Annotated in this window: 20 protein-coding genes; 17 read left to right on the plus strand and 3 right to left on the minus strand. The window is 29.4% G+C overall.

What is annotated here, in order from left to right:
* The first annotated feature begins 63 nt into the window (after nt 1-63).
* Nucleotides 64-849, plus strand: a complete 786-nt coding sequence (locus tag Q0V15_RS04135) for a flagellar hook-basal body complex protein (protein ID WP_297436284.1) — start codon at nt 64-66, stop codon at nt 847-849.
* Between the two features lie 103 nt (nt 850-952).
* Here Q0V15_RS04135 and Q0V15_RS04140 read toward each other — a convergent pair whose 3' ends face one another.
* Nucleotides 953-2596 carry a putative manganese-dependent inorganic diphosphatase gene (locus Q0V15_RS04140; RefSeq protein WP_297436286.1) on the minus strand — a complete coding sequence of 548 codons (1644 nt, stop codon included), beginning with the start codon at nt 2594-2596 and terminating at the stop codon, nt 953-955.
* 160 nt (nt 2597-2756) lie between these two features.
* Here Q0V15_RS04140 and Q0V15_RS04145 point away from each other — a divergent pair, with 160 nt between their 5' ends.
* Nucleotides 2757-5321 (plus strand): calcium-translocating P-type ATPase, PMCA-type, encoded by a 2565-nt coding sequence (locus Q0V15_RS04145; protein WP_297436288.1) that lies wholly within the window; start codon nt 2757-2759, stop codon nt 5319-5321.
* A 90-nt stretch (nt 5322-5411) separates the two neighbouring features.
* Here Q0V15_RS04145 and Q0V15_RS04150 read toward each other — a convergent pair whose 3' ends face one another.
* The gene (locus Q0V15_RS04150; RefSeq protein WP_297436290.1) at nt 5412-5816 is read right to left on the minus strand and encodes a hypothetical protein; all 405 of its coding nucleotides are present in this window, start codon (nt 5814-5816) and stop codon (nt 5412-5414) included.
* A gap of 271 nt (nt 5817-6087) precedes the next feature.
* Here Q0V15_RS04150 and deoC point away from each other — a divergent pair, with 271 nt between their 5' ends.
* The 11 genes from deoC to holA all read left to right on the plus strand — a co-directional run bounded on the left by deoC (nt 6088) and on the right by holA (nt 18342).
* The gene (deoC, locus tag Q0V15_RS04155) at nt 6088-6762 is read left to right on the plus strand and encodes a deoxyribose-phosphate aldolase (protein ID WP_297436293.1); all 675 of its coding nucleotides are present in this window, start codon (nt 6088-6090) and stop codon (nt 6760-6762) included.
* A gap of 219 nt (nt 6763-6981) precedes the next feature.
* On the plus strand, nt 6982-9297 hold the full coding sequence (locus tag Q0V15_RS04160) for an AAA family ATPase (RefSeq protein WP_297436295.1): 2316 nt from the start codon (nt 6982-6984) through the stop codon (nt 9295-9297).
* Between the two features lie 146 nt (nt 9298-9443).
* Nucleotides 9444-9779: an anti-sigma F factor antagonist gene (gene spoIIAA / locus Q0V15_RS04165; RefSeq protein WP_297436297.1), complete on the plus strand. Its 336-nt coding sequence runs from the start codon at nt 9444-9446 to the stop codon at nt 9777-9779.
* Between the two features lie 38 nt (nt 9780-9817).
* Nucleotides 9818-10249 carry an anti-sigma F factor gene (gene spoIIAB / locus Q0V15_RS04170; RefSeq protein WP_297436324.1) on the plus strand — a complete coding sequence of 144 codons (432 nt, stop codon included), beginning with the start codon at nt 9818-9820 and terminating at the stop codon, nt 10247-10249.
* A gap of 9 nt (nt 10250-10258) precedes the next feature.
* On the plus strand, nt 10259-11020 hold the full coding sequence (sigF, locus tag Q0V15_RS04175; protein WP_297436299.1) for an RNA polymerase sporulation sigma factor SigF: 762 nt from the start codon (nt 10259-10261) through the stop codon (nt 11018-11020).
* Between the two features lie 139 nt (nt 11021-11159).
* On the plus strand, nt 11160-11630 hold the full coding sequence (gene spoVAC / locus Q0V15_RS04180; RefSeq protein ID WP_297436301.1) for a stage V sporulation protein AC: 471 nt from the start codon (nt 11160-11162) through the stop codon (nt 11628-11630).
* On the plus strand, nt 11631-12656 hold the full coding sequence (spoVAD, locus tag Q0V15_RS04185; RefSeq protein ID WP_297436304.1) for a stage V sporulation protein AD: 1026 nt from the start codon (nt 11631-11633) through the stop codon (nt 12654-12656).
* Nucleotides 12657-13010 carry a stage V sporulation protein AE gene (spoVAE, locus tag Q0V15_RS04190; RefSeq protein ID WP_297436306.1) on the plus strand — a complete coding sequence of 118 codons (354 nt, stop codon included), beginning with the start codon at nt 12657-12659 and terminating at the stop codon, nt 13008-13010.
* Nucleotides 13011-13098: 88 nt separating this feature from the next.
* On the plus strand, nt 13099-15606 hold the full coding sequence (locus Q0V15_RS04195) for a cation-transporting P-type ATPase (protein ID WP_297436308.1): 2508 nt from the start codon (nt 13099-13101) through the stop codon (nt 15604-15606).
* Nucleotides 15607-15610: 4 nt separating this feature from the next.
* Nucleotides 15611-17308, plus strand: a complete 1698-nt coding sequence (locus Q0V15_RS04200; protein ID WP_297436310.1) for a ComEC/Rec2 family competence protein — start codon at nt 15611-15613, stop codon at nt 17306-17308.
* 2 nt (nt 17309-17310) lie between these two features.
* A complete protein-coding gene (holA, locus tag Q0V15_RS04205) occupies nt 17311-18342 on the plus strand; it encodes a DNA polymerase III subunit delta (protein ID WP_297436312.1) in 1032 nt (343 codons plus the stop codon).
* Nucleotides 18343-18452: 110 nt separating this feature from the next.
* On the opposite strand, the gene rpsT is transcribed toward holA, so the two are convergent.
* Nucleotides 18453-18716 carry a 30S ribosomal protein S20 gene (gene rpsT, locus Q0V15_RS04210; RefSeq protein WP_297436314.1) on the minus strand — a complete coding sequence of 88 codons (264 nt, stop codon included), beginning with the start codon at nt 18714-18716 and terminating at the stop codon, nt 18453-18455.
* A gap of 212 nt (nt 18717-18928) precedes the next feature.
* Between rpsT and gpr the strand changes: the two genes are divergently transcribed.
* From gpr to lepA, 4 genes are all read left to right on the plus strand, one after another.
* A complete protein-coding gene (gene gpr, locus Q0V15_RS04215) occupies nt 18929-19900 on the plus strand; it encodes a GPR endopeptidase (RefSeq protein WP_297436316.1) in 972 nt (323 codons plus the stop codon).
* A 55-nt stretch (nt 19901-19955) separates the two neighbouring features.
* On the plus strand, nt 19956-21035 hold the full coding sequence (gene spoIIP / locus Q0V15_RS04220; RefSeq protein ID WP_297436318.1) for a stage II sporulation protein P: 1080 nt from the start codon (nt 19956-19958) through the stop codon (nt 21033-21035).
* Nucleotides 21036-21100: 65 nt separating this feature from the next.
* Nucleotides 21101-21448 carry a hypothetical protein gene (locus tag Q0V15_RS04225; protein WP_297436320.1) on the plus strand — a complete coding sequence of 116 codons (348 nt, stop codon included), beginning with the start codon at nt 21101-21103 and terminating at the stop codon, nt 21446-21448.
* Between the two features lie 107 nt (nt 21449-21555).
* Nucleotides 21556-23355, plus strand: a complete 1800-nt coding sequence (lepA, locus tag Q0V15_RS04230; protein ID WP_297436322.1) for a translation elongation factor 4 — start codon at nt 21556-21558, stop codon at nt 23353-23355.
* Nucleotides 23356-23485 lie beyond the last annotated feature (130 nt).

Here is a 23485-nt window from a genome sequence, read left to right on the forward strand (position 1 = left end):
CTTGGTAAAGCAGCAAGTGAAATAGGTTCAGTTAGATAATTAATATAAAGTGAGGTGAGATGAATGAACGGAATTTTATGGAATGGACAAAGTGCTATGAATGCGAATCAAATAAGACTTGATGCAATTTCTAATAATATAGCTAATATGGCTACAGTAGGTTATAAAAGAGTTGATGTTAGTTTTAAAGACTCGTTTAAGGAGTCTTTAGAAAGAGCAGGAACTCCAGTAACAGAAAATGGAGGGTATACAGGAACAGGTGTAATAGCTGGTGGATTATCAAAAGAGTTTTATCAAGGAGTCCTTATGGAAACAGGTCTTAGTACAGATATTGGACTTGAGGGTAGAGGTATGTTTAAAGTTATTAGTACTGGTGGACAAGTAGCCTATACTAAAGCAGGCTCATTTATGGTTGATGTTAATGGTGAAATTGTAAATTCAGAAGGTGATTTTTTAGAAGTAGATTATAATCAAGAATTTTTAAATATGAAAGAGAATGGAGAGATTAGCTTAAGAGGTGGAAACTTTACTGTTGATAAAGATGGTATTATAACGGTTAAGAATGGTGAAGAGTTTATGGAAGTAGGAAAAATACCGTTATATGCAGCAGAGGGAAGTGACCCTTATATATCAATAGGTGCAAATAAATTTTTACCAAGAGAAGGTTCAGTTATGGATGTAGTTGATGATACAGTTATGCATCAAGGACTTTTAGAAGCATCTAATGTTGATATTGGTACAGAATTTTCAGAAATGATAGTAACACAAAGAGCATTCCAACTTGGTTCTAAAAGTATTCAAACAGCAGATGAAATGTGGGGAATGGTTAATAATTTAAGAGGTAGATAGGAGGTGAGAAATCGCCTTCTTTTTTTATACTATAAATTACAGAATTAAGTAAAAATAAAAAAATAAGGATGCACAAATTTGTGCATCCTTTATAAAAAATTAATTATCTTTTTGTTATTGCATTTGTAAGTGGAGGTACTACTTGTTTCTTTCTTGATAGTACTCCAGGAAGGAATGCAGTATTATTTTCAAGTTTAATTCCGAATGATTCTTCAGCTATTGCAGGGTCTTTACCAGCAACAAGAAGCTGTGAACCTTCTTCTATTATGTCTGTTAATAATAACATAGTTACATCAGCACCTATTTGAGTAGCTTTTTCTGTCATATAGTCAAGCATCTCTTCTTTTAGTGTTTCCATAAATCCTTCTATATCCATTGTGTTAACCTGTGCAACTCCAACTTTTGTTCCTTGGATAACAAATGGTTTAAAATCTTGGTTAAAGATTTCTTCTACTGATTTACCTTTAAGTGATGTACCCGCTTTAAGTAAATCTTTACCGTAAGCTATAGCATCTATTTCAGCAATTTCAGCAAGTCTTAAACAGATTGTTTTATCTTCTGGTGTACATGTTGGTGATTTGAAGATAAGTGTATCTGAAAGTATAGCAGAACACATAAGTCCAGCAGCTGTTTTTGATGGTTTAATACCATTCTCAAAATATCTTTTAGCAACTATTGTTGAAGTACATCCAACAGGTTCTGCTCTAAGGTATAGTGGTGAAGCTGTTTGGATATCAGCTATTCTGTGGTGGTCTAAGATTTCAAGTATATCAGCTTCTTCTATACCATCAACTGCTTGACCTCTTTCATTGTGGTCAACTTGTATAAGTTTTTTCTTATGAGTTGATATTAAGTGATATCTAGCAATCATACCAACAATATTATTATCACTATTTAATACAGGATAACTACTGTGTCTTGATTGAGTCATAGTACTCTTAGCATCATCAACTAATTCATCACTGCTGATTGATATTATGTTTTCTTTTGTCATAACATACTCAACAGGAATACTTTGAACTATAAGTCTGCTTGTTGTAAATGAATCATGTGGTGTAGAAATCATAGTAACTCTATTTTCTCTAGCAAGGTCTATTATCTTATCTGAAACCTTATGTCCACCTGTAACAACTATAAGTGAAGCTTTTTCATTTATAAGTGCTTCTAAAGTATCTTCTCTATCTCCTGATATTGCTAAATCTCCAGCTTCTATGAATGAAGTAAGTGATTCAGGTTGCATTGCTGCAACAACAAGTTTTCCAGGGAATACTGTATTATCAGAAACTGATGTTAATACTTCACCTGATAATGTTTCAACTATGTTTGCAAGTGGAGTTTTACTTTTTGCAAGGATAGTATTATCCCAAATATCCATATATGTAGCTGTGATATTTGATATAGCTATAAGTCCTGCAAGTTTATTATCCCCATTTGAAACAGGCATTGTTTTAATATTTTTTTCGCTCATTATAGTCCAAGCTTTTCTTATTGAAGCATCAGGAGCTATTGGGCTTATTGTATCTATGTCTAAGTCTTCAACTTTTAATTTCATTGTATCTATTAACATAGGTGCATCTACGTTAAAGTAATCAAGAGCATATTGAGTTTCTTGACTAACATTTCCAAGTCTTACTGGTACAGCAGGTATGCTTTGAGTTTTATTTTTAAACTCAGCATATGAAAGTGCTGAACAGATTGAGTCTGTATCAGGATTTCTGTGTCCTGAAATATAAATTACATCTTTCATTTTTAAATCTCCTTTGTGTATTAATAATTTAGCATATTAATATAATTATATTTTAAAGCTTGTTCAATAAAATGTAAAGTTTTAAGGTGAATAACTTCGGTAGATTAGTTCTAAAATTTGCTATACATAACATATATTATGAAAGAAGTTTTAATTAGAAATGGGGGGAGAAATTTTGGAAGAACAAAAAGTTATGTCACGAGGTTTAACAAGCTCAGAAGCTAGAAGAAGACAAGAAAAGTATGGGTTTAATGAAATAATAAAAAATAATAAAATATCAGCGATTAAAATATTTTTTTCACAGTTTAATGATTTTATAACATGGATTTTACTTGGAGCAACTGTTATTTCTGGACTTATGGGGGATATTGCAGATGCTATAACTATTTGCATTATTGTAGTTTTAAATGCAGTTCTTGGTTTTATACAAGAGTTTAGGACTGAAAAATCATTAGATGCATTAAAGGCTATGTCAGCACCAACTTGTAAGGTTATAAGAGATAATAATGTTAAGGTAATTTCAACAGAAGAAATTACTTTAGGTGATATTATAGTTTTAGAGGCTGGTGATAGAGTTCCAGCAGATGGGGAACTTTTAGAATGTACTAATCTTATGGCAGATGAATCATTATTAACTGGTGAGTCAGTAGGTGTTAATAAAAGTGAGCAAAGAGGAAATAATTCTTTATTTATGGGGACGACTATAACTAAAGGTAGAGGACTTCTTGTGATTACTCAAATTGGTATGGATACTGAGATGGGTAAGATTGCAAATATGCTTGATAATATTGAGGATGAGAAATCACCACTTAAAGAAAGGCTTGAAGGTCTTGGAAAAATTCTTGTTATTATATGTTTAGTTGTTTGTGGACTTGTTACTGTTCTTGGGGTATTAAGAGGTAATCCAATAGGTGAAATGTTCCTACTTGGAGTAAGTCTTGCAGTGGCAGCAATTCCAGAGGGGCTTACAGCAATTGTAACAGTTGCACTTGCACTTGGAGTTTCAAGAATGCTTAAGAGAAAAGCTCTTGTTAGAAAGTTACCAGCAGTTGAAACACTTGGGTGTACATCTGTAATATGTAGTGATAAAACAGGAACTCTTACTCAAAATAAGATGACTGTTAAAGAAGTTTTTGTAGATGGAAAGTTTTATAGAGTTGATGAGAAAGAACTTCCAAGAAACTCTAAACTTCTTCGAAGTTTTGTTTATTGTAATGATTGTAATTATGATTTTTCTAAGCAAATTATGGATAAGGCACTTCATGGTGACCCAACAGAAACTGCTCTTATAAAATTATATTTTAAGGAAGTTTCTTTACTTGAAGCAGCAATATCAAATGTTAATAGAGTTTTTGATATTCCATTTGATTCATCTAGGAAAATGATGTCTGTAATTATAAATGAAGGTGGAAGAGAATGTGCTTATGTTAAGGGAGCTCCAGAGAGAGTTTTAATTAAATGTACTCATATTTTAGAAAATGGAACTATAAGAACTCTTACAGAGCAAAAAAAGAAAATGATTTTAGAGTCTATGGATAATATGAGTAAGAGAGCACTTAGATGTATTGCAGGTGCATATAAAGAAAGCAATGTAAAGCATGATGATAGCATTGAAGAAAATCTTGTGTTTGTTGGACTTGTTGGAATTATAGATCCACCAAGAGAAGAAGTTAAAGATTCTGTACTTAAATGTAAACTTGCAGGAATTAAACCTGTAATGATAACTGGTGACCATAGAAATACAGCATTTGCGATTGGTAGAAATCTTGGAATTGCAAATTCAGATAATCAGGTTATAACTGGTGACGAGCTTGAAAAAATGAGTGAGAAAGATTTAAATTCTAAGATTGATAATATTAGGATTTTTGCAAGAGTTAGTCCAGCACATAAGCTTAGAATTGTTAAGGCTTTTAAAAAGAAAGGAAATATTGTTGCAATGACAGGTGATGGAGTAAATGATGCTCCTGCTATAAAGGAAGCTGATATTGGAATTGCTATGGGGATATCAGGAAGTGATGTTACAAAGGAAGCTGCTTCTATGATTCTTATGGATGATAATTTTGAAACTATAGTTTCGGCAGTAGAAGAGGGAAGAACTATTTATGATAATATAAGAAAGTTTATAAGATATCTTTTATCTTGTAATCTTGGGGAAGTTTTAACTATGTTCCTTGCTAGTTTATGTGGACTTCCAATACCAATGCTTCCAATACAAATTTTATTTGTAAATCTTGCAACAGATGGACTGCCAGCTATAGCACTTGGAGTAGACCCTGGTGACCCTGATATTATGAATCAAACACCAAGAGAGAAAAATGAAAGTATCTTTGCAAGAGGACTTAAAGAGAAGATAGCTATTAGAGGAGTTCTTATAGGACTTTGTACACTTTTATCATTCTTATCAGGATTATATTTTAATATGGATTTAGATACTTGTAGAACAATAGCACTTTCAACTCTTGTTATGTCACAGCTTATACATGTATTTGAGTGTAGGTCAGAAAGACATTCTATATTTGAAATTAAACTATTCACTAATGTATATCTTGTAGGTGCAGTTTTAATTTCAGTATTAATGTTACTTGGAATACTTTATATACCATTCTTTGCTGGAATATTCCATACAGTAGCACTTGGACTTAGACATTGGTTACTTGTAATATTCTTCTCAGCAGTAATAGCATTAATAAATAGTGTTTATCTATTAATTAAAGTTAAAAAGTAAATTAAAAAGCTTTCTATTTGTAAGTAGTTATAAATAGAAAGCTTTTTTTATGCAAAAAAACCTAGCTTTTTAATAGCTAAGTTTTTGATGTTATTTCATTCTCGGTTGTTGCTGTCTTTGTCTTTTCATTTGAGAATGGTCTACTGGTATAAGGTCTTGCTTAGTTGTTAAGTTAAGTAGATTACTTATTTCAGTATACTCTTTAGTATCTTTAACTGACTTTAAACCTTGTATTATTACATTATTTCCTTGTCTTACAGAAAGGAATGTAGGCTTTTTGAACCAACGATTCTTATTATAAGTACATCTTGAAACAATTTTAGTTCTATCAGGTCTGACCATTAAAGTAACATTTATTTTATGGAAAATTCCAAGTATGCTCTTTTCCTCAACTTTTACAGAAAGAACACTTCCTTGGAAAGATGTTAATCTATCTCCATATTTTTTCATGTAAGAATCTGTGTAATACTTAGACATTTTATCTTTAAATCCCATTATAATACTCCTTTTCAATGCAAAATAATTATAATTCCAATTAATAACAAATAAATTTGTTGTTATGACATTAATTATAACATAATGATATTGATTATAAAACTGATTTTATGTAACTAATAATATAGTAAACTGATATATTTTATTAATAAAATGTATAAAATTATAAATTATAAAGAATTGTTTGACATAAAAAGGCTAGAATGTAGACGTTTCAAATTATCTGTTTTATAATAAGGGTATAGTTTTTTACTAATAGGAGGAATGACAAATGGATAAACAAAAATTAGCATCAATGATAGATCATACAATTTTAAAGGCTGATGCAAGTAGAGAAAGTGTTGAGCAAATATGTAAGGAAGCTTTAGAATATAAGTTTGCTTCAGTTTGTATTAACCCAAGCAACATAGAACTAGCGGCTAAAATGCTAGCAGGAAGTGAAGTCAAAGTTTGTACAGTTATAGGATTCCCTTTAGGAGCAAATACAACAGAAGTTAAAGCATTCGAAACTAAGGATGCAATTGAAAAAGGTGCTCATGAAGTTGATATGGTAATTAATATCGCAAGATTAAAAGATAGAGATTATGATTATGTTAGAAATGATATTAAGGCTGTGGTTGAAGCATCAAAAGGTAAAGCTTTAAACAAAGTTATCATAGAAACATGTTTATTAACAGATGAAGAAAAAGTTAAAGCTTGTGAACTTGCAAAAGAAGCAGGAGCTGATTTTGTTAAGACTTCAACAGGTTTCTCAACAGGTGGATCTACACCTGCGGATATTAAACTGATGAGAGAAACAGTAGGAATAGAAATGGGAGTTAAAGCTTCAGGTGGAGTTAGATGCTTAGCTGATGCAGAAGCTGTAATTAATAGTGGGGCAACAAGAATTGGTGCTTCAGCAGGAATTGCAATCTGTGAAGGAAAAGTTTCAGATTCATCTTACTAGAAATTAGAAGGAATTTTAAATGTCATGCTTTTATAGCATGGCATTTTTTGTTTTATATATAGTTCGTAGAATTTGTCGAAAATAAATTTAAAAGAAATTGCTCTAAATGAATAGCTAATTCAGGTGTTTAGGAATATTAATATAATATATTACTTTAGAGGAGGTAGCTGCTTTAATAAATTAAGATTATATAATCTTGATTTTTCAAGTAGAAATTTTATGAAAAGAGAGTTAACTCCAAGGGAAATAATTTATAACACTAATTTCTTAGTTGATGGAGATTGTAGCGAATCTAGATGCGAGGATAGTAAAGTCTATACAACTATTGAGGATGCTCTTAGTATAGATAAAGATGGTTTTCATGTTTATTTAGTAGATAGCTTTTCTAATAAAAAGCTAAAAGGGATAGTCAAAAATATAGATAGTTTTATGATGAATAAGGATAAACCAAAGGATATTTGTTATATAACTTATGATAATCATAGAGAACCTAAAACACTTTTAATTAAAAATTCATATGGTATCAAGCTTAAAACATATTTAGAAAATATAATAAGTTTGTATACTGATAAGATTTTTACATTTTATAACTCTGATATTAATGAAGAAAAAGAAAAAATAATAGGATATGTTAGTAAGCTAAGAAATAGTTATATTGCAGAACTTATAGAGGCTGCAAAAGATGAAGGATTTGAACTTAAAGCAACATCAGTTGGAATTACATTTATACCTATTGAAGATGAAGAAGAGGACGAAGATGTTGATTTAAATGAAGATATAAAAAGTGAAGAGGAAGATGTACTAGATTATGAACTAACAGAAAAAATGAATAAATTAAAAGATGATGCTAGTGAGATATTAGAAAAGTTAACAGATATGGAAAGTGAATCTATAGATAAATTAAAAGATATTTTTATAGCATACTTAGTAGAAGAAACTGAAAATATAAAAGAAGATATACTTGAAGAATTTGAAGATTCATCAGATGATGGGATTTTAAAGGCCAAAAAGTATTTACTAGATATTTGTGAAGAGATAGAGAATATTGTTGTAGAAAATTATTCTATGATTTATGAAGATGATGAAGCAAAGATTGGTGAAGTGCTTACAAGGTATGTTGTTAATGTTCTTGTTGATAATAGTAATTATGCAAAGCCAAGAGTTATATTTGAAGAAGACCCATCTATAAGTAATTTATTTGGGAGTATAGAATATGAAAGTAGTAGCAACGGTGGATATGCAACAAATGTATCATTGATAAAGCCAGGGTCTATTTTAAAGGCTAATGAGGGGTGCATAATTATAAGACTTAATTCCCTTTTAACTAATCCTAATGCATATTATTATTTAAGAAGAGCACTGCTTAATAATAGAGTTACATTAAATTATGATAGAGGTGCATATTTAGATTTTCTATCTTTAAATGGATTAAAACCTGAAGATATACCTATAAATATTAAAGTAGTATTAATTGGAGATTTTTCAAGTTACGATATTCTTTATAATAATGATGAAGACTTTGCTAAAATATTTGGAGTAATGGAAGAGGTTAATTCTATTGTAGATTTAACTGAAAGAGTTAAATCAAATTTATTTAGCTATGTAAAAAAATTAGTTGATGATGGTGAAATTATTGAGATAACAGATAAGGCTATAAATGAACTTGGTAAATATTTAGCGAGAAAGTCTGGAAGTAGAAATAGACTTTTATGGGATGTTGATGAAATTGAGAAAATATTAACACTTGCTAATACAAGTGCAAAAAGAAGTAAGAGAAATATTATAAAAGCACAAGATATTGTAGAATCATCATATAAAAAAAGTCTTTATGAGGCAGAATATCAAAAGCTTTTTAAAGAAAATAAATTACTTATAAATATTAATGATAGAATAGTTGGAAGTATAAATGGATTATCAGTTATAGATACTGGATATTTGAGTTTTGGAAAGCCTATAAGAATTACTTGTGTAGCTTATAAGGGAACAGGGAAAATTGTAGATACTCAAAGAGAAAGTAATATGAGTGGTTCAATTCATAATAAATCTATAAATATTTTAAGAGGGTTTTTAAATAACTATTTAGATGCATATAAAGATACCCCAGTAGATTTTCATATTAGTTTTGAACAATTATATGGAGGACTTGATGGTGATAGTGCATCAGTTGCAGAGATTATAGCAATGCTTTCAGCACTTAGTAAACTTCCAATAAATCAAAAAATTGCAGTTACAGGTTCACTTAATCAATTTGGAGATGTTCAACCAATTGGTGGAGTAAATTCAAAGATAGAAGGTTTTTTTAGAACTTGCAATACAATTAGTTCGCATATTGGAAAAGGTGTTTTAATACCTGAGAGTAATAAGGATGAATTGATTTTAAGTAAAGAAGTTGAAGAGGCGATAGAAAAAGGGGAATTCCATATTTATACTATGAAAGATATAAATGATGCCATAGATATTTTAATGATGGAAGATGGTAATACTTTTGAAGATATTGCTACTGCAATAAACTTAGAACTTGAAAAATATGAATAGATTTAAAATAGACATTTGCTTTTGCGAGTGTCTATTTTGATTTTACATATAATATATGCTATAAAATTTTATAATATGTTGACCATTAAAAATAAATATGGTAAAATATGGAAAAGATTACTTGTAATGTAGGAGGTGTTTTTTGATTGTATATAGATTTTAAATCAAAGGGGAAACTTCTTATTGTGGAGCTTAGTGGAGAACTTGACCATCATTCTGCGCAAGAAGTTAGAACTAAGGTTGATGATAGATTGGATAGACTAGATGTTAAAAAACTTATATTTGATTTTTCAGAGGTTAGTTTTATGGATAGTTCTGGGATTGGTGTTATAATAGGTAGATATAAAAAGCTATCTATTAGGAATGGAATAGTTGGTATAGCTAGTGTTTCGGGAAGTATTAAGAGGATTTTTGAACTTTCAGGGATTTTTAAAATTATAAAAGTTTATAAAAGTGTAGATGAAGCTGTTAAAAATTTATAGTTTGATTTACGGTATATGATAAGTGGGAGGGGTTTATTATAATGGAAAATAGGATTAAAATTGAGTTTTTAGCAAAATCAGAAAATGAATCATTTGCTAGGATAGCTGTTTCAGGACTTGTAGCACAGCTTGACCCAACAATTGATGAGATGCAAGACATAAAAACAGCAGTTTCAGAAGCTGTAACAAATGCAATAATTCATGGATATCAAAATGATGAAAGTAAAATAGTTACTTTAGATTTAAGTATTTGTAAGCAAACTATTGAGATAATGGTTTCAGACAGTGGAATAGGGATAGAAGATGTAGAACAGGCAAGAGAGCCACTATATACATCAAGACCAGAACTTGAAAGATCAGGGATGGGGTTTACAGTAATGGAATCATTTATGGATGAAGTAGCAATTGAAAGTGATAAATTACTTGGAACTAAGGTTATCATGAAGAAAAAAATTGGTAAAGTAGAATAGGTGGTGATTATGGAAACAACATCTAATATAAAAGCTACAAAACCTAATTATGCAAGAAATACTGAACTTGTTTTACTTGCTAAAGAGGGTGATAGTGAGGCTATGAACGAACTGATAGAAATTAATACGCCTCTTGTATCATCTCTTTGCAGAAAGTTTTTAAATAGAGGATATGAGTATGATGATATTTTTCAGCTTGGTTCTATGGGACTTGTAAAAGCTATACAAAATTTTGATCCAACTTTTGAAGTTAAGTTTTCTACATATGCAGTTCCAATGATTCTTGGAGAAATTAAGAGATTTATCAGAGATGATGGAATGATAAAAGTAAGTAGAAATGTTAAAATAACAGCACAAAAACTTTATTTTGATAGGGAAAGACTTGCAAAAGAACTTGGCAGAGAACCAACAATATCAGAACTTGTAGAGCATGTTAAGATGCCTAAGGAAGAAGTTTTATTTGCACTTGAGTCAGTTAATAATATGAGTTATTTGTATGATACTATACATCAGGGTGAAGGTAATCCTATATTATTTATAGATAAGTTATCAGAAAATCTTCAAGAAAACACAGATATGATAGAAAGAATAGCACTAAAAGATGCAATAAGAAGTTTAGATGAAAAAGCAAGAAAGATAATTGTACTGCGTTATTATAAAGATAAAACACAAAGCGAAGTAGCAAGGCTTATGGGTATAAGTCAGGTTCAAGTATCAAGGATTGAAAAGAAGATACTTGTAAAGATAAGAGAAAAATTAAAGGATGACTAAAAATGAGAGACATAATAAAATATAAAAAATAGCTTTTAAGTAGTTAGTTAACTATTTAGGAGCTATTTTTTTGTTTATTTTGAATAATGAGTAGATAAAAACAGATACTAAAAAAGAATAAATTAAAATTGGAGTTTTTATGAGTAGATATAAAAAAGATAATAAAGTGAAGAAAAAGTTTGATGAATTAGTTAATCAAAAAAAGAGAGGTAATCTTTTAAAAAGGTGCTTCCATGCATTCTGGGTGGGTGGAAGTATATGTCTTTGTGGGGAGATTATAAAAAATATAATGATTTATTTTGGGACTTCAAATGAGGTAGCAAATGTAGCACTACCAATTATAATGATTTTTATAGGGGCGTTCCTAACTGGAATTGGAGTTTATGATAAGATTGCAAGTTTTGCAGGTGCTGGAACTTTAGTTCCTATAACAGGTTTTGCTAATGCAATGGTTTCAGCTGCAATGGAGCATAAAAGTGAGGGCTATATTATTGGAATTTCTTCTAATATGTTTAAGATTGCTGGACCAGTTTTGGTTTTTGGAGTTTTAGAGTCTTTTATACTAGGAATTATATATTATTTATTATGTGCTTTTGAGGTGATTATATAAATGTTTAAACAAAGAGTTGGAAAACAAACAGTTATTCTTGAAAATAAGCCAAGAATTATAGAAGCAACAAGTATAGTAGGAACAAAGGAGAGTGAAGGTCCATATGGTACGTATTTTGATATTATTATTTCGGATGATAAAAAAGGGGAGAAAAGCTTCGAAAGGGCTGAAAGCAATTTTCTTTATACTGCGATTAAAGAAACTATTAAAAAGAAAAATTTAAAAGAGGAAGATATAAACTATCTTTTTGCAGGAGATTTACTTAATCAGACTATGGCTTCAAACTTTGCAGCAAGAGAACTTAGGATTCCATTCTTTGGGCTTTATGGGGCTTGTTCTACAATGACAGAATCTTTAGCGCTTGCTGGGATGATTATAAACAGTGGATATTCTAAATACTCAATAGTTGCAACATCATCTCATTTTTGCTCTGCTGAGAGACAATTTAGATTCCCACTAGAATATGGTGGGCAAAGAAAAGATGAAGCACAGTGGACTGTGACAGGAGCTGGGGCTATGCTTCTAGCTCCTTTTGGTGATTATCCATATTTAACATATGTAACAACTGGAATAGTTAAGGATTATGGTGTAAAAGACCCAGAAAATATGGGGATTGCAATGGCACCTGCTGCTGTAGATACTATATATAAACATTTTGTTGATACAGGAAGAAATCCTAGTGATTATGATTTAATTGCAACTGGAGATTTAGGGAGTCTTGGTAAAGAGATGACAGAAAATCTTTTGCTTGAATATGGCTATAATATTAAAAAAAATTATATAGACTTTGGAGATATTATTTTTGAAAAAGAAAAACAATCAGTTGGTTCAGGGGGAAGTGGCTGTGGATGTTGTGCTGTGATGCTATGTTCTTATATATATAAAGGGCTTCTTAATGGAACTTTTAAAAAGGTATTAATAGTTTCAACAGGTGCACTCTTAAGTTCTACATCTATAATGCAAGGTGAGAGTATAGCAGGAATTGCACACGCAGTTTCAATCGAATATGAGAAGAAGGAGAACTAGATGAAATATATTTTATCTTTTGTTGTTGGTGGAGGAATGTGTGTTGTAGGACAGATTATAAAAGATAAGACAGGGTTAAAGCCAGCTAAAATGTTAATTTTATTTTTAACAATAGGTTTTGTGCTTGGCTTGTTTGGAATATATGAAAAAATAATTAGATTTGCAGGTGCAGGTGCTAGTGTTCCATTGCCTTCATTTGGATATTCTTTATCAAAAGGAGTTATGAAAGCAGTTAGAGAAGAGGGGATAATTGGTATATTTACAGGGGGACTTAAAGGGTGTTCAGGTGGGATTGGAGGAGCTATTGTATTCGCTTATATTATAGCTTTGATGTTTAATCCTAAAGGAAAATAGAATATTATACAAATTATAAAAAATAATGACAAATGGGAAAAAAAGTAATATAATAATCTAATCGAAGATTTATAGATGGGTGGAATGTATGGTGAAAACATTTTATAGTTCAAGTGTTGATGAAGTTATAAATGAGTTGAATAGTGATAAGGATAGAGGGTTATCATATAAGCAACTTTCTGAGAATGTAGATAGATATGGGGAAAATAAAATTAAAATTAGTATGGAAAAAGGAGCTATAAGAAATGTTTTTAAAATTAGAGATTTTTATCTTCTTTTAATTGCTTTAGTAGTTTCAATATTATATAAATCATATATTTTAAGTGGAGTTATGGTAGCTATTTTGCTTGTAAAGATAACTTTAAGGGTTTTAGAATATAGAAGAAAAAAGAAAAAGTCAGAACAATTATCATCTCTTAATTATACAGATGTAAGTATTATAAGGTCAGGGGTTCGTGATACTGTAAAAGCTGATATTTTAACAGTTGGTGATCTTGTTTTTTTAGCAAAAGGAAATATTATATCAGCAGATATAAGAATTATAGAAGAAAAAAACTTAACAGTTAATGAAAGGAATATAACATCAGTAGATAGTGATGTTAGAAAGCATAGTGCAAGAATAGAAAGAGTTAAAAGTTTATCTGAGATTAATAATATGGTCTTTAGGGGGACAAGAGTTACTGGTGGAAGTGCAAAAGGAATAGTAGTAAGTATCGGTAATGACACTCAAATTGGAAGGCTCTTAAGCTATTTAAAAGTGTCTGACCTTAGAAGTAAGATAATAGGCGATGATATAAGTCTTAATTCAAGATTTACGGTTGTAATTTTAACGTTAGTTTGCATTTTTACAACAGCAACATTTTTAATTTTAGATAATAAGCATAATAGTCAGCTAATACCACTTATTTGGTTTTTAGCTAGTACAGTAAATCTTGGAACAACAGAAAGTATTTATTTTAAGATGAAAAAAAGAAGTTTAAATGAAATAAATATAGATATAGAAAGTATTGAGTATTTAGAAAGACTTGAAAGAATAGATGTATTTTTTATTCCTAAAGTTTCTGCACTTACAGAAAATAGTATGAATTTTAAGGTTATATATACATCAGAAGAAATTATTGATGATATGAAAAATCTTGATACTAAAAACACAAATATAGAGAGAGTTTTAGAGATTGGAATACTTAATAATAATTCAACTTTTAATAGGGAAGAGAATAAATATAGTGGAAGCATTATAGATGGTTCAATACTTAAGTTTTGTAATTCTAAAGGGATATTTAAGGCAACAATTTTAGGGCAGAAACCAAATATATTTAATAGGTCAGATGATGGTATTAGAACTAGCGTCAATAGAGTTAGAAAAAATTATAGAGCTAGTGTCAAGGGATATGTTGATGAAGTGCTTAATGCTTGTAAATATATTATGATTGATGGAATAGAAAGAGAGATTACAGATGCTGATATAGAAAAAATAAGAATGATAGATTTTAACATATCAAATAAATCATATGAAACAGTTGGATTTGCATATAGAAGTTTTAGTTATGAACCTAGTGAGGATGAAAATGTTGAGAGTAATCTTGTTTTTGTGGGAATAGTAGGTTTTGAAAATCAGATTAAAGATAATGCAAAAGAAATGATTCAAAAACTTAAAAATAATAATGTTCTTCCAATTATGATTACAGATGATAATAAAATTACTGCAACAAGACTTGCGATGGATTTAAATATTGCAAAGGGTATGGAAGAAGTTATATCAGGAGTAGAATTATTAGCACTTGAAAAGAATGAATTTATAGATGTTTTATCAAGAACTAGAGTGCTATGTAGAATTACCCCTGCAATTAAAAGTAAGATAATATCTCTTTTCACAAGTGAAGGATATTCAGTAGCTGCTGTTGGGGAAAATTTATCTGATATGCCAAGTGTTATATTATCAGATGTTGGAATTGTTTCAGGAGAAAAACCAGCAAAACTTTTGAAAAAAATGAGTAGTTTTAATATAAAAGAAAATATGCTAGAAAGTTTTTTAGTACTTAGTACAGAAGGAATTAAATTAGTTGAATATTTAGGACAAGCTTTAAGTACTTATAAATCAATATTTATATATCAGTTAATATTATTGATTTATAGTATATTTATGTTTGATAAAATAGCTTTTAGCACTATTCCAATAGTTATATTTAATATTCTAATAATTCCATTAATATCATATTTAGAATTTAACGTAGAAGATAATTATGCTAGTAGGGATATAATAAAAGAGCTTATAACAGTTGTTATACGAGTTGCATTATTTATTTTAGCAGTAAGCATTTTAAAAAAATATTTAGATATAAGTTTTGTTAGTTTTACAGTTATGTATTACTTCATAATGATTAGTGTATTAATTAGAAGTATAGATATTAAAAATACACAAAGTAAAAAACTTTCGATAATTAATATTCTTGTATTTTTAATCTTTATAGGATGCTATGTTTTTATTTTAAAAAGTATAAATTTAAAAGGGATTTTAATTTTAATAGGAATTTTAATTATTTATACAATTATTGAATTAATCTTAAAAAGATGGCAAAAATCACATATAGGGTGATTGTGTGAAGTATATAGAAAAGTTAGAATTTAAAAATCCAATAATAGATATTTTAGTAGCTAGTCTACTTGGAATATTAATATATGTTGCTTATGAAAAAGTGCAATTTGGGGCAGTAATATTTACTGTACCTATAATTGTGCTTTTCTTTTTTATATATGATAGAAAATGCTTTATTATAGTTATTTTGTTTATGATTATAGGACTCTGTGCGAGTGTATCTTATTATAATTTTGGAGTTAATAGAGCGGATATATTCACAGTTAGAATAGAAAAAAGTTATGATGATTATTACATAGCAAGTCATAGAGGTCGAGAATTTTATTTATATTCAAATAAACCACTTGATGTACATACGAAAGTCAGTTTTAGTGGGAAGTTTAAAGAAGAAATAAGTATGGAAAGAAATAATAATGGACATTTATTTTTAAAAAAACTAATAAAAGAAGATAAAGATTTTGTATATTATTTGAGAAATATAAGTGTAAGATATTATCAATATATAAAAGAAAAAATAGGAGAAAGTAAAGGTGCAATAGCAACAGCTTTAATATTTGGAAATAAGGATTATATAGAAGATGGAATGAAGGAAGATTTTAAAGATGTGGGGATTTTACATCTTATTTGTATCTCTGGATTTCATATAGTTTTTTTATACGCTATGCTTAAAAAGATTTTAAATGAAAAAATAGCAATTCCAATAACTTTTATCTATGTAATTATAACAGGGCTTACAGCATCTGGTATGAGAGCTTTTACAATGCTTATAATACTAGAACTTGCAGTTAAAGTTAATAAAAATTATAGCTCTATAACAGCACTAGGTTTATCAGCTATTCCTTTGATTCTTATAAAGCCTGCTTATATATTTGACCTTGGATTTCTTCTGAGTTACTTTGCAACACTTGGCATATTTTTATTTAGTGAGAGGTTTCAGTATGCGTTTAGGAGGCTTCCTGAGTTTATTAGCAAATCAATATCACTTAGCTTTTCAGCACAAGTATTTGTTTATCCTATTTTAATAATATATTTTGGTGAGTTTTCAATGAATTTTTTGCTAGGAAGCTTATTTTTAACACCGGTAATTTATATAGCACTTCCATTTGGGATTTTATCTGTAATTTTATTTTTACTTAAAATAAGTTTTGTTTTTTTGAATAGTATATTAAAATTTTTATTTGGAGTTTTTGAAGTAATATTAGAATATTTAAAGTATTATTCAATCAAATCATATTACTGTGATGATATTTATGCAGTTATATATCTTTTAATTTTTATGGTGTTTTATTTAATGTATAAGGGACACCTTTCAAGGGTATATATAAAGATTAATTATATGTTACTTGGGCTATTAATATTATCTCAATTTTCTTTTTTTACGACTGTGTCTGTATATGAAAAAAACTTTAGTAAGGCAATTATTATAAGGTCTGGATTTAGTAGAATAGCTTACACAAATAGTGATTCAGATTATTTTATAAAGGCATTAGCGAAAGAATATAGAGTAAGTGAGATAGTACCTGTAAATAAAAATAAATTAGTATATGGAAATGGAGAAATGAAGATAATAATAAAAGGCGACATAGATGAGTCTTTTATTATGTTAAGAGGGCAGAATTGTGGTATAATTGACTTGCTAAATAATGATGAAAAAGCAATCTTAATTAAAGATAGAATTTATATAGATGAAAGAGGAATTTAGATGTGATAGATTTGGATAAATTAGAAGGAGATTTAAAAGCAAATAAGCTGAAAAATGTATATGTTTTTTGTGGACTTGATGAAATACTTATAAAAGAAGCAATATCAAAAATTATATCAAAAACAATAGACCCTATGTTTAAAGATTTAAATATGGTCAAATATGATGCGATAGATTTAGATTTTAATACTTTTATGAATGCATGTGAAACATTGCCATTTATGACTGAAAAAAGAGCCGTTGTTATTGCAAGAGCAAATTTTTTTAAAGATAAATGTGATAGTGAATCAAAAAGCTTTTATGAAAAAGCAAAGAGTTATTTTGAAAATCCACCAGAAAGTACAGTTCTTATAGCGTACTTCCTTTTAAATGATAAAAGAGATAGAGCAAATAAAGTTAGAAAGCTTCTAGCACTTGAGAAAAAAGGCTGCACAATTGTTTCAGTAGAGAAATTAAAAGGTGTAAGACTTTATAGTAGAATTGAACAAATATTTAAATCAAAAGGAAAAGATATTGGCAAGATAGAACTTAGATATTTTAGTGAACTTGTCCATAGTAATTTTGATATAATTGAGAGAGAAATTGATAAACTTGTAAATTATACTGTTGGTAGAGAAATAACAAAAGCTGATATTGATATGATGAAACAAGGAAATAGTGAAGATGATATATTTGATTTGATAGATCTTATTTCATTGAAAAAGCCAAGTAAGGCCATAGATTTAATGAATGAACTATTTAATAAAGGTGAAGAGCCACTTTCAGTACTAAGGCTTGTTCAGGGGCAGTTCCAAAAGTTATACACAATAAAAAATGCAGTTAATGCAGGTATGAGAACTGAAGAAGTTGCAAGAGAGATGGGACTTCCTAACTTTATAGTTGATAAACTTTCAAAACAAAGTAATGGATTTAGTGATGTTGTTATTAAAAAGGCATTGAGTTTAAGCCTTGAAACAGAGAAAAACCTTAAGAGTAGATCAAATCTTAATAGAAGAACAGAGATGGAGCTTATGGTTATAAATATTTTAGTTTAAATAAAAATATATAAAAAAAGAAGTGCCGATAAAAGGCACTTCTTTTTTTAGTAGAATAAAAAAATTCTTACTAAAAAAGAAAGGTGTTAGATGTCTAACACCATAAAAAATTAAGCCATAGCAGATAACTTGCTTGCTAATCTTGATTTCTTTCTAGCAGCCATGTTCTTATGTACTATTCCTTTGCTTACTGACATATCTAATGTTCTAGCAGCAGAAGTATAAAGAACTTTAGCTTCTTCGATATTCTTAGCTTCAACAGCTGCTTCAAATTTCTTTATAACAGTCTTAAGAGCTGATTTAAGCATCTTATTTCTTAAAGTTTTAGTAGCAGTTACGTTGATTCTCTTTTTTGATGATTTAATATTTGCCATTCTAGTTCACCCCTTTCAATGTTTTAACATATATGCAATTTGGGGAAACTGCATACGAGTTCATTATTTAACAAAGGTAATTATAGCATTTAAATTTTATAAATTCAAGGGCTTTTTAAAATTTAAAAAGATAATCAAACTCTAAGCTTGGATAAATAATTAGAAAGTGGACAAGATACTAATATACATAAATTTTAAAAGTAGGTGTTTATATGTTTAATGTTAGAACTGACTTAGCCTTAGAGAAAAGTGAAATATTTAAAAAACACACTAAAGGAGAAATTGATGGAATAATAGTTGAAGAAGAAAACATTGATGAAATCAAGGTTACAACTGTTAATGTTATAAATGAAGAAGGTAAAAAGAAGATTGGTAAAGATATAGGAAAGTACATAACAATAGATATGCCGATTTGCAATAGCTATGATTTTGGAATGACAGAGTCAGCAGCACATATACTTGCGGGATGTCTTGAGAAGGTAATAAATATTAAAAAAAATGATTTGGCACTTGTGGTAGGTCTTGGAAATTCTGATGTTACACCAGACTCACTTGGGCCAAATGTTGTATCAAAAATACTTGTAACAAGACATTTAAGTGAACTTGCACCAGAAGAAATGAGTGATGAGTTAAGGCTTGTATGTGCAATTTCACCAGGTGTTCTTGGAAATACGGGGATTGAGTCAGCTGAGATAATAAAATCGATTGTAGATAAGCTTAAACCTGCTGTGGTGATATGTGTTGATGCACTTGCGTCAAGAAAACTTTCAAGAGTTTCAAGAAGCATACAAATTTCAGATACAGGAATATCACCAGGTGGGGGTGTTGGAAATAATAGAATGAAAATAAATAAAGAAACTTTAGGAGTCCCAGTTATAGCAGTTGGAGTTCCTATGGTTGTAGATGCAGGAACAATTGCTAATGATGCAATTGATTTAGTTATAGATGAGCTTATAGAAAAAACAGATAATAAAGATTTTTATGAAATGCTTAAAAATATAGATAGAAATGAAAAATCTATAATGATAAGAAATTTATTAAATCCTTATGTTGGTGATTTAATAGTAACACCAAAAGAAATTGATGAAATTATAAGTTGTACATCAAAGGTTATAGCTAATGGAATTAACATAGCATTGCAACCAGATATTGATAGTATGGAAATTATGGAGTTCTCAAAATAGATAACATAATAATTGTCCCTTCCTCATATATTGTTTAGAGAGGAGGGGATATTTTGTGATACAAAAGCAACATAATGTTCGGAGAAAGAATAATGATTTTCCAGTTGGTTTATTATTGTTTTTAGTTTTAAGTTTAGTTTTTATGACAAGATTTGTTAAGATATTTTTAGATAATGAAACAAGAGATTCACATGCATATGTACAAATTTTAAATGCAGGACTGCCAATGGTTAAAGGTACATATTATGATGAGGCTTCTTATGAGGAGTCAATAGTGGATATTAAAAGCTTAGTTAAAGAGACACTTGGAATAGATAAAATAAATTCAAGTACGATACTTGCTATGCAAATTCCAGGATTTGGAGGTTTTAATGAACTTGCAAAGGCAGAAATAAAAACACAAAATGATATAGAATCATTTGTTTTAAATGATGATAATATAGATAAAGAAAAAGTTAAAGATAAGCCAAAAGTAGACCCAAGTGGAGTTAGAAATGCAGATATAGTTAAAGAACTTGATAGCAGTAATCCAGAAGTTTTATTATACCAAACGCATAGTGATGAAGGATTTAATGTAAAGGGGAATTTTACAGCAGATAAAAATAGTAATATTGTTGGAGTTGGGGATTTAATTGCAAAGGAACTTGAAGAATACTATGGAATTTCTGTTATACATGATGAAACAAAGCATGATGTAATGTATCAAGATTCATATAAAAGGTCAAGAGAAACAGTTCAAAAATATAGTGAGCAGTATGGTGAGTTTGATATTGTTATAGATCTTCATAGAGATGGGGTAGGTATGGATAAAAAACATGCTGTAACAAGAGAAGTAAATGGTGAAAATGTTGGAGCAATAATATTTGTGGATACAAGAAATAGTCAGTATTTTGACTCTACAAATGCAATGAACCAAAGAATGTATAGTATGGCAAATAGCTTATTTCCAGGACTTGCAAAACCTATAAGAACTGTGAATAGGGGATTGAGTAAATATAATCAGGATATAATGAAAAATACAACACTTATAGAAGTTGGAGGAGAGCCAAATCTTCCAGAAGAAGTACATGCAACAGCTAAATATGTAGCAAGACTTATAGCTGAAGAGGTTCATTATAAAAATAATAATCCTTAAAATGAATATATATAGATAGAAATGGACACCCTTATAGATAGTGTAATTTAGGGGGTGTTTTATTTTTGCGAAAATTTTTATATGCTATATTATTTTCTAGCATTTTGATAATGGGAACATGGGCTGTGTTTACAATTAATTTAAAAGCAACAAGTACCTTTAGTAATAGTAAATATGAAAAGACTGATATTGATTATGAAAAAATAAAAGAAGATACAGGTCTTGATATAGAAGAGTTAACAAAGGATGAAAGTTTCTTTAAAACTTATGATACAAAGGACGGAGTTATATTACTTATGGGGAAGTATTCATTGAATTTAAATGAGACATATATAGGTAGAGGGTTTTTATATGTTATTGATACTATAGATTATGGTATCGATTGTTTTAAAAATTTTGTTACCCAAATATAAGAGTAACGATTATAATATAATATAAGTTATGGTATAATCTAACTTGACTTATTTTACAATGGGGGTGAACACTGTTCAAATTTTATAAAAAAAGGACAGATTGAATTATGGATAAAAAGCAATTTATTAGAAACTTTTCAATAGTAGCACATATCGACCATGGTAAATCAACACTTGCGGATAGACTCCTTGAAAAAACAGGAACTTTAACTCAAAGAGAAATGGAGCAACAAGTTCTTGATACAATGGATCTAGAAAAAGAGAGAGGTATAACTATCAAATCTCAAGCAGCTAGACTTGTATATAAGAGAGAAAATGGAGAAGAATATATATTAAATCTTATAGATACTCCAGGACATGTAGACTTCACATATGAAGTTTCAAGAAGTCTTGCAGCGTGTGAGGGAGCAATTCTTGTAGTTGATGCAACTCAAGGAATACAAGCTCAAACACTAGCAAACTGTTATTTAGCAATGGATAATGATTTAGAAATTGTGCCAGTAATAAACAAGATTGACCTTCCAAGCTCTAGAGCTGAAGAGGTTAGAAAAGAAATAGAAGATGTAATAGGTATTGTAGCAGAAGATTGTCCACTTATTTCAGCTAAAACAGGACTTAATATAGAAGATGTTTTAGAAGAGATAGTAGAGAAAGTTCCTGCACCAGAGGGAGATGAAAATGCTCCACTTAAAGCATTAATATTTGATTCATATTATGATAGTTACAAAGGTGTAGTATCATATGTAAGAATTAGAGATGGTAAAGTTAAAATAGGAACTAAGATAAAACTTATGGGTACAGAAAAAGTATATGAAGTTACAGAAGTTGGTGTATTTACACCAGGAATGTTCCCAGTAAAAGAATTAACAGCAGGAGAAGTTGGATATATAACAGCTTCAATTAAGAATGTTAAAGATGCTAGAGTTGGTGATACTGTAACAGAAGCTAATAACCCAACAGCAGAACCATTACAAGGATATAAAGCTGCTATGCCAATGGTATTCTCAGGTATATACCCAGTAGATGGTTCAAAGTATGAGGAACTTCGTGATGCTTTAGAAAAACTACAAATCAATGATGCGGCTTTAACATTTGAGCCAGAAACATCACTTGCTTTAGGATTTGGATTTAGATGTGGATTCCTTGGTCTTTTACATATGGAAATTATGCAAGAGAGAGTGGAGAGAGAATTTAATCTAGATATTATCACAACAGCACCATCAGTTATATATAAAGTAACAAAAACTAATGGTGAGCAGTTTGATTTAACAAATCCAGCAAATCTTCCAGATCCAGCAGAAATTGCTAAAATGGAAGAACCAATGGTTAAAGCTTCAATAATAGCACCTTCAGAGTATACTGGAGCTATAATGGAACTTTGCCAGCTTAAAAGAGGTCAGTATATTGACCTTAAATATATAGAGGAAACAAGAGTAATTATAGAATATGATATGCCTCTTAATGAGATTGTATATGATTTCTTTGATACACTTAAGTCAAAAACTAGAGGATATGCTTCTCTTGATTATGAACTTAAGGGTTATGAAGAGTCAGTTCTTGTTAAACTTGATGTACTTCTAAATAGTGAGATTGTTGATGCATTATCAATGATAGTTCCAGAATCAAGTGCATATAGCAAAGGTAAAGGAATTACAGAAAAACTTAAAGAAGTTATTCCAAGACAAATGTTTGAAGTTCCAATACAGGCAGCAATCGGAAATAAAATCATAGCTAGAGAAACTGTTAAAGCTATGAGAAAAGACGTTCTTGCTAAATGTTATGGTGGAGATATCTCAAGAAAGAAAAAACTTTTAAACAAACAAAAAGAAGGAAAGAAGAGAATGAGACAAGTCGGATCTGTAGAAGTTCCACAAGAAGCATTCATGTCTATCCTAAAAATAGATTAATAGATTGGGAACTGTATTTTGAATACAGTTCCTTTTTTATTCTTTAGAAATATTTTTTAAAAATAATTTTCAAAAAATATGTAAAGTAAGTTATAAAATCATAATTCTTTAAATATATTATACAGAAGAA

It is taken from the genome of uncultured Clostridium sp., from assembly GCF_947036855.1.
GTDB lineage: Bacteria > Bacillota > Clostridia > Clostridiales > Clostridiaceae > Sarcina.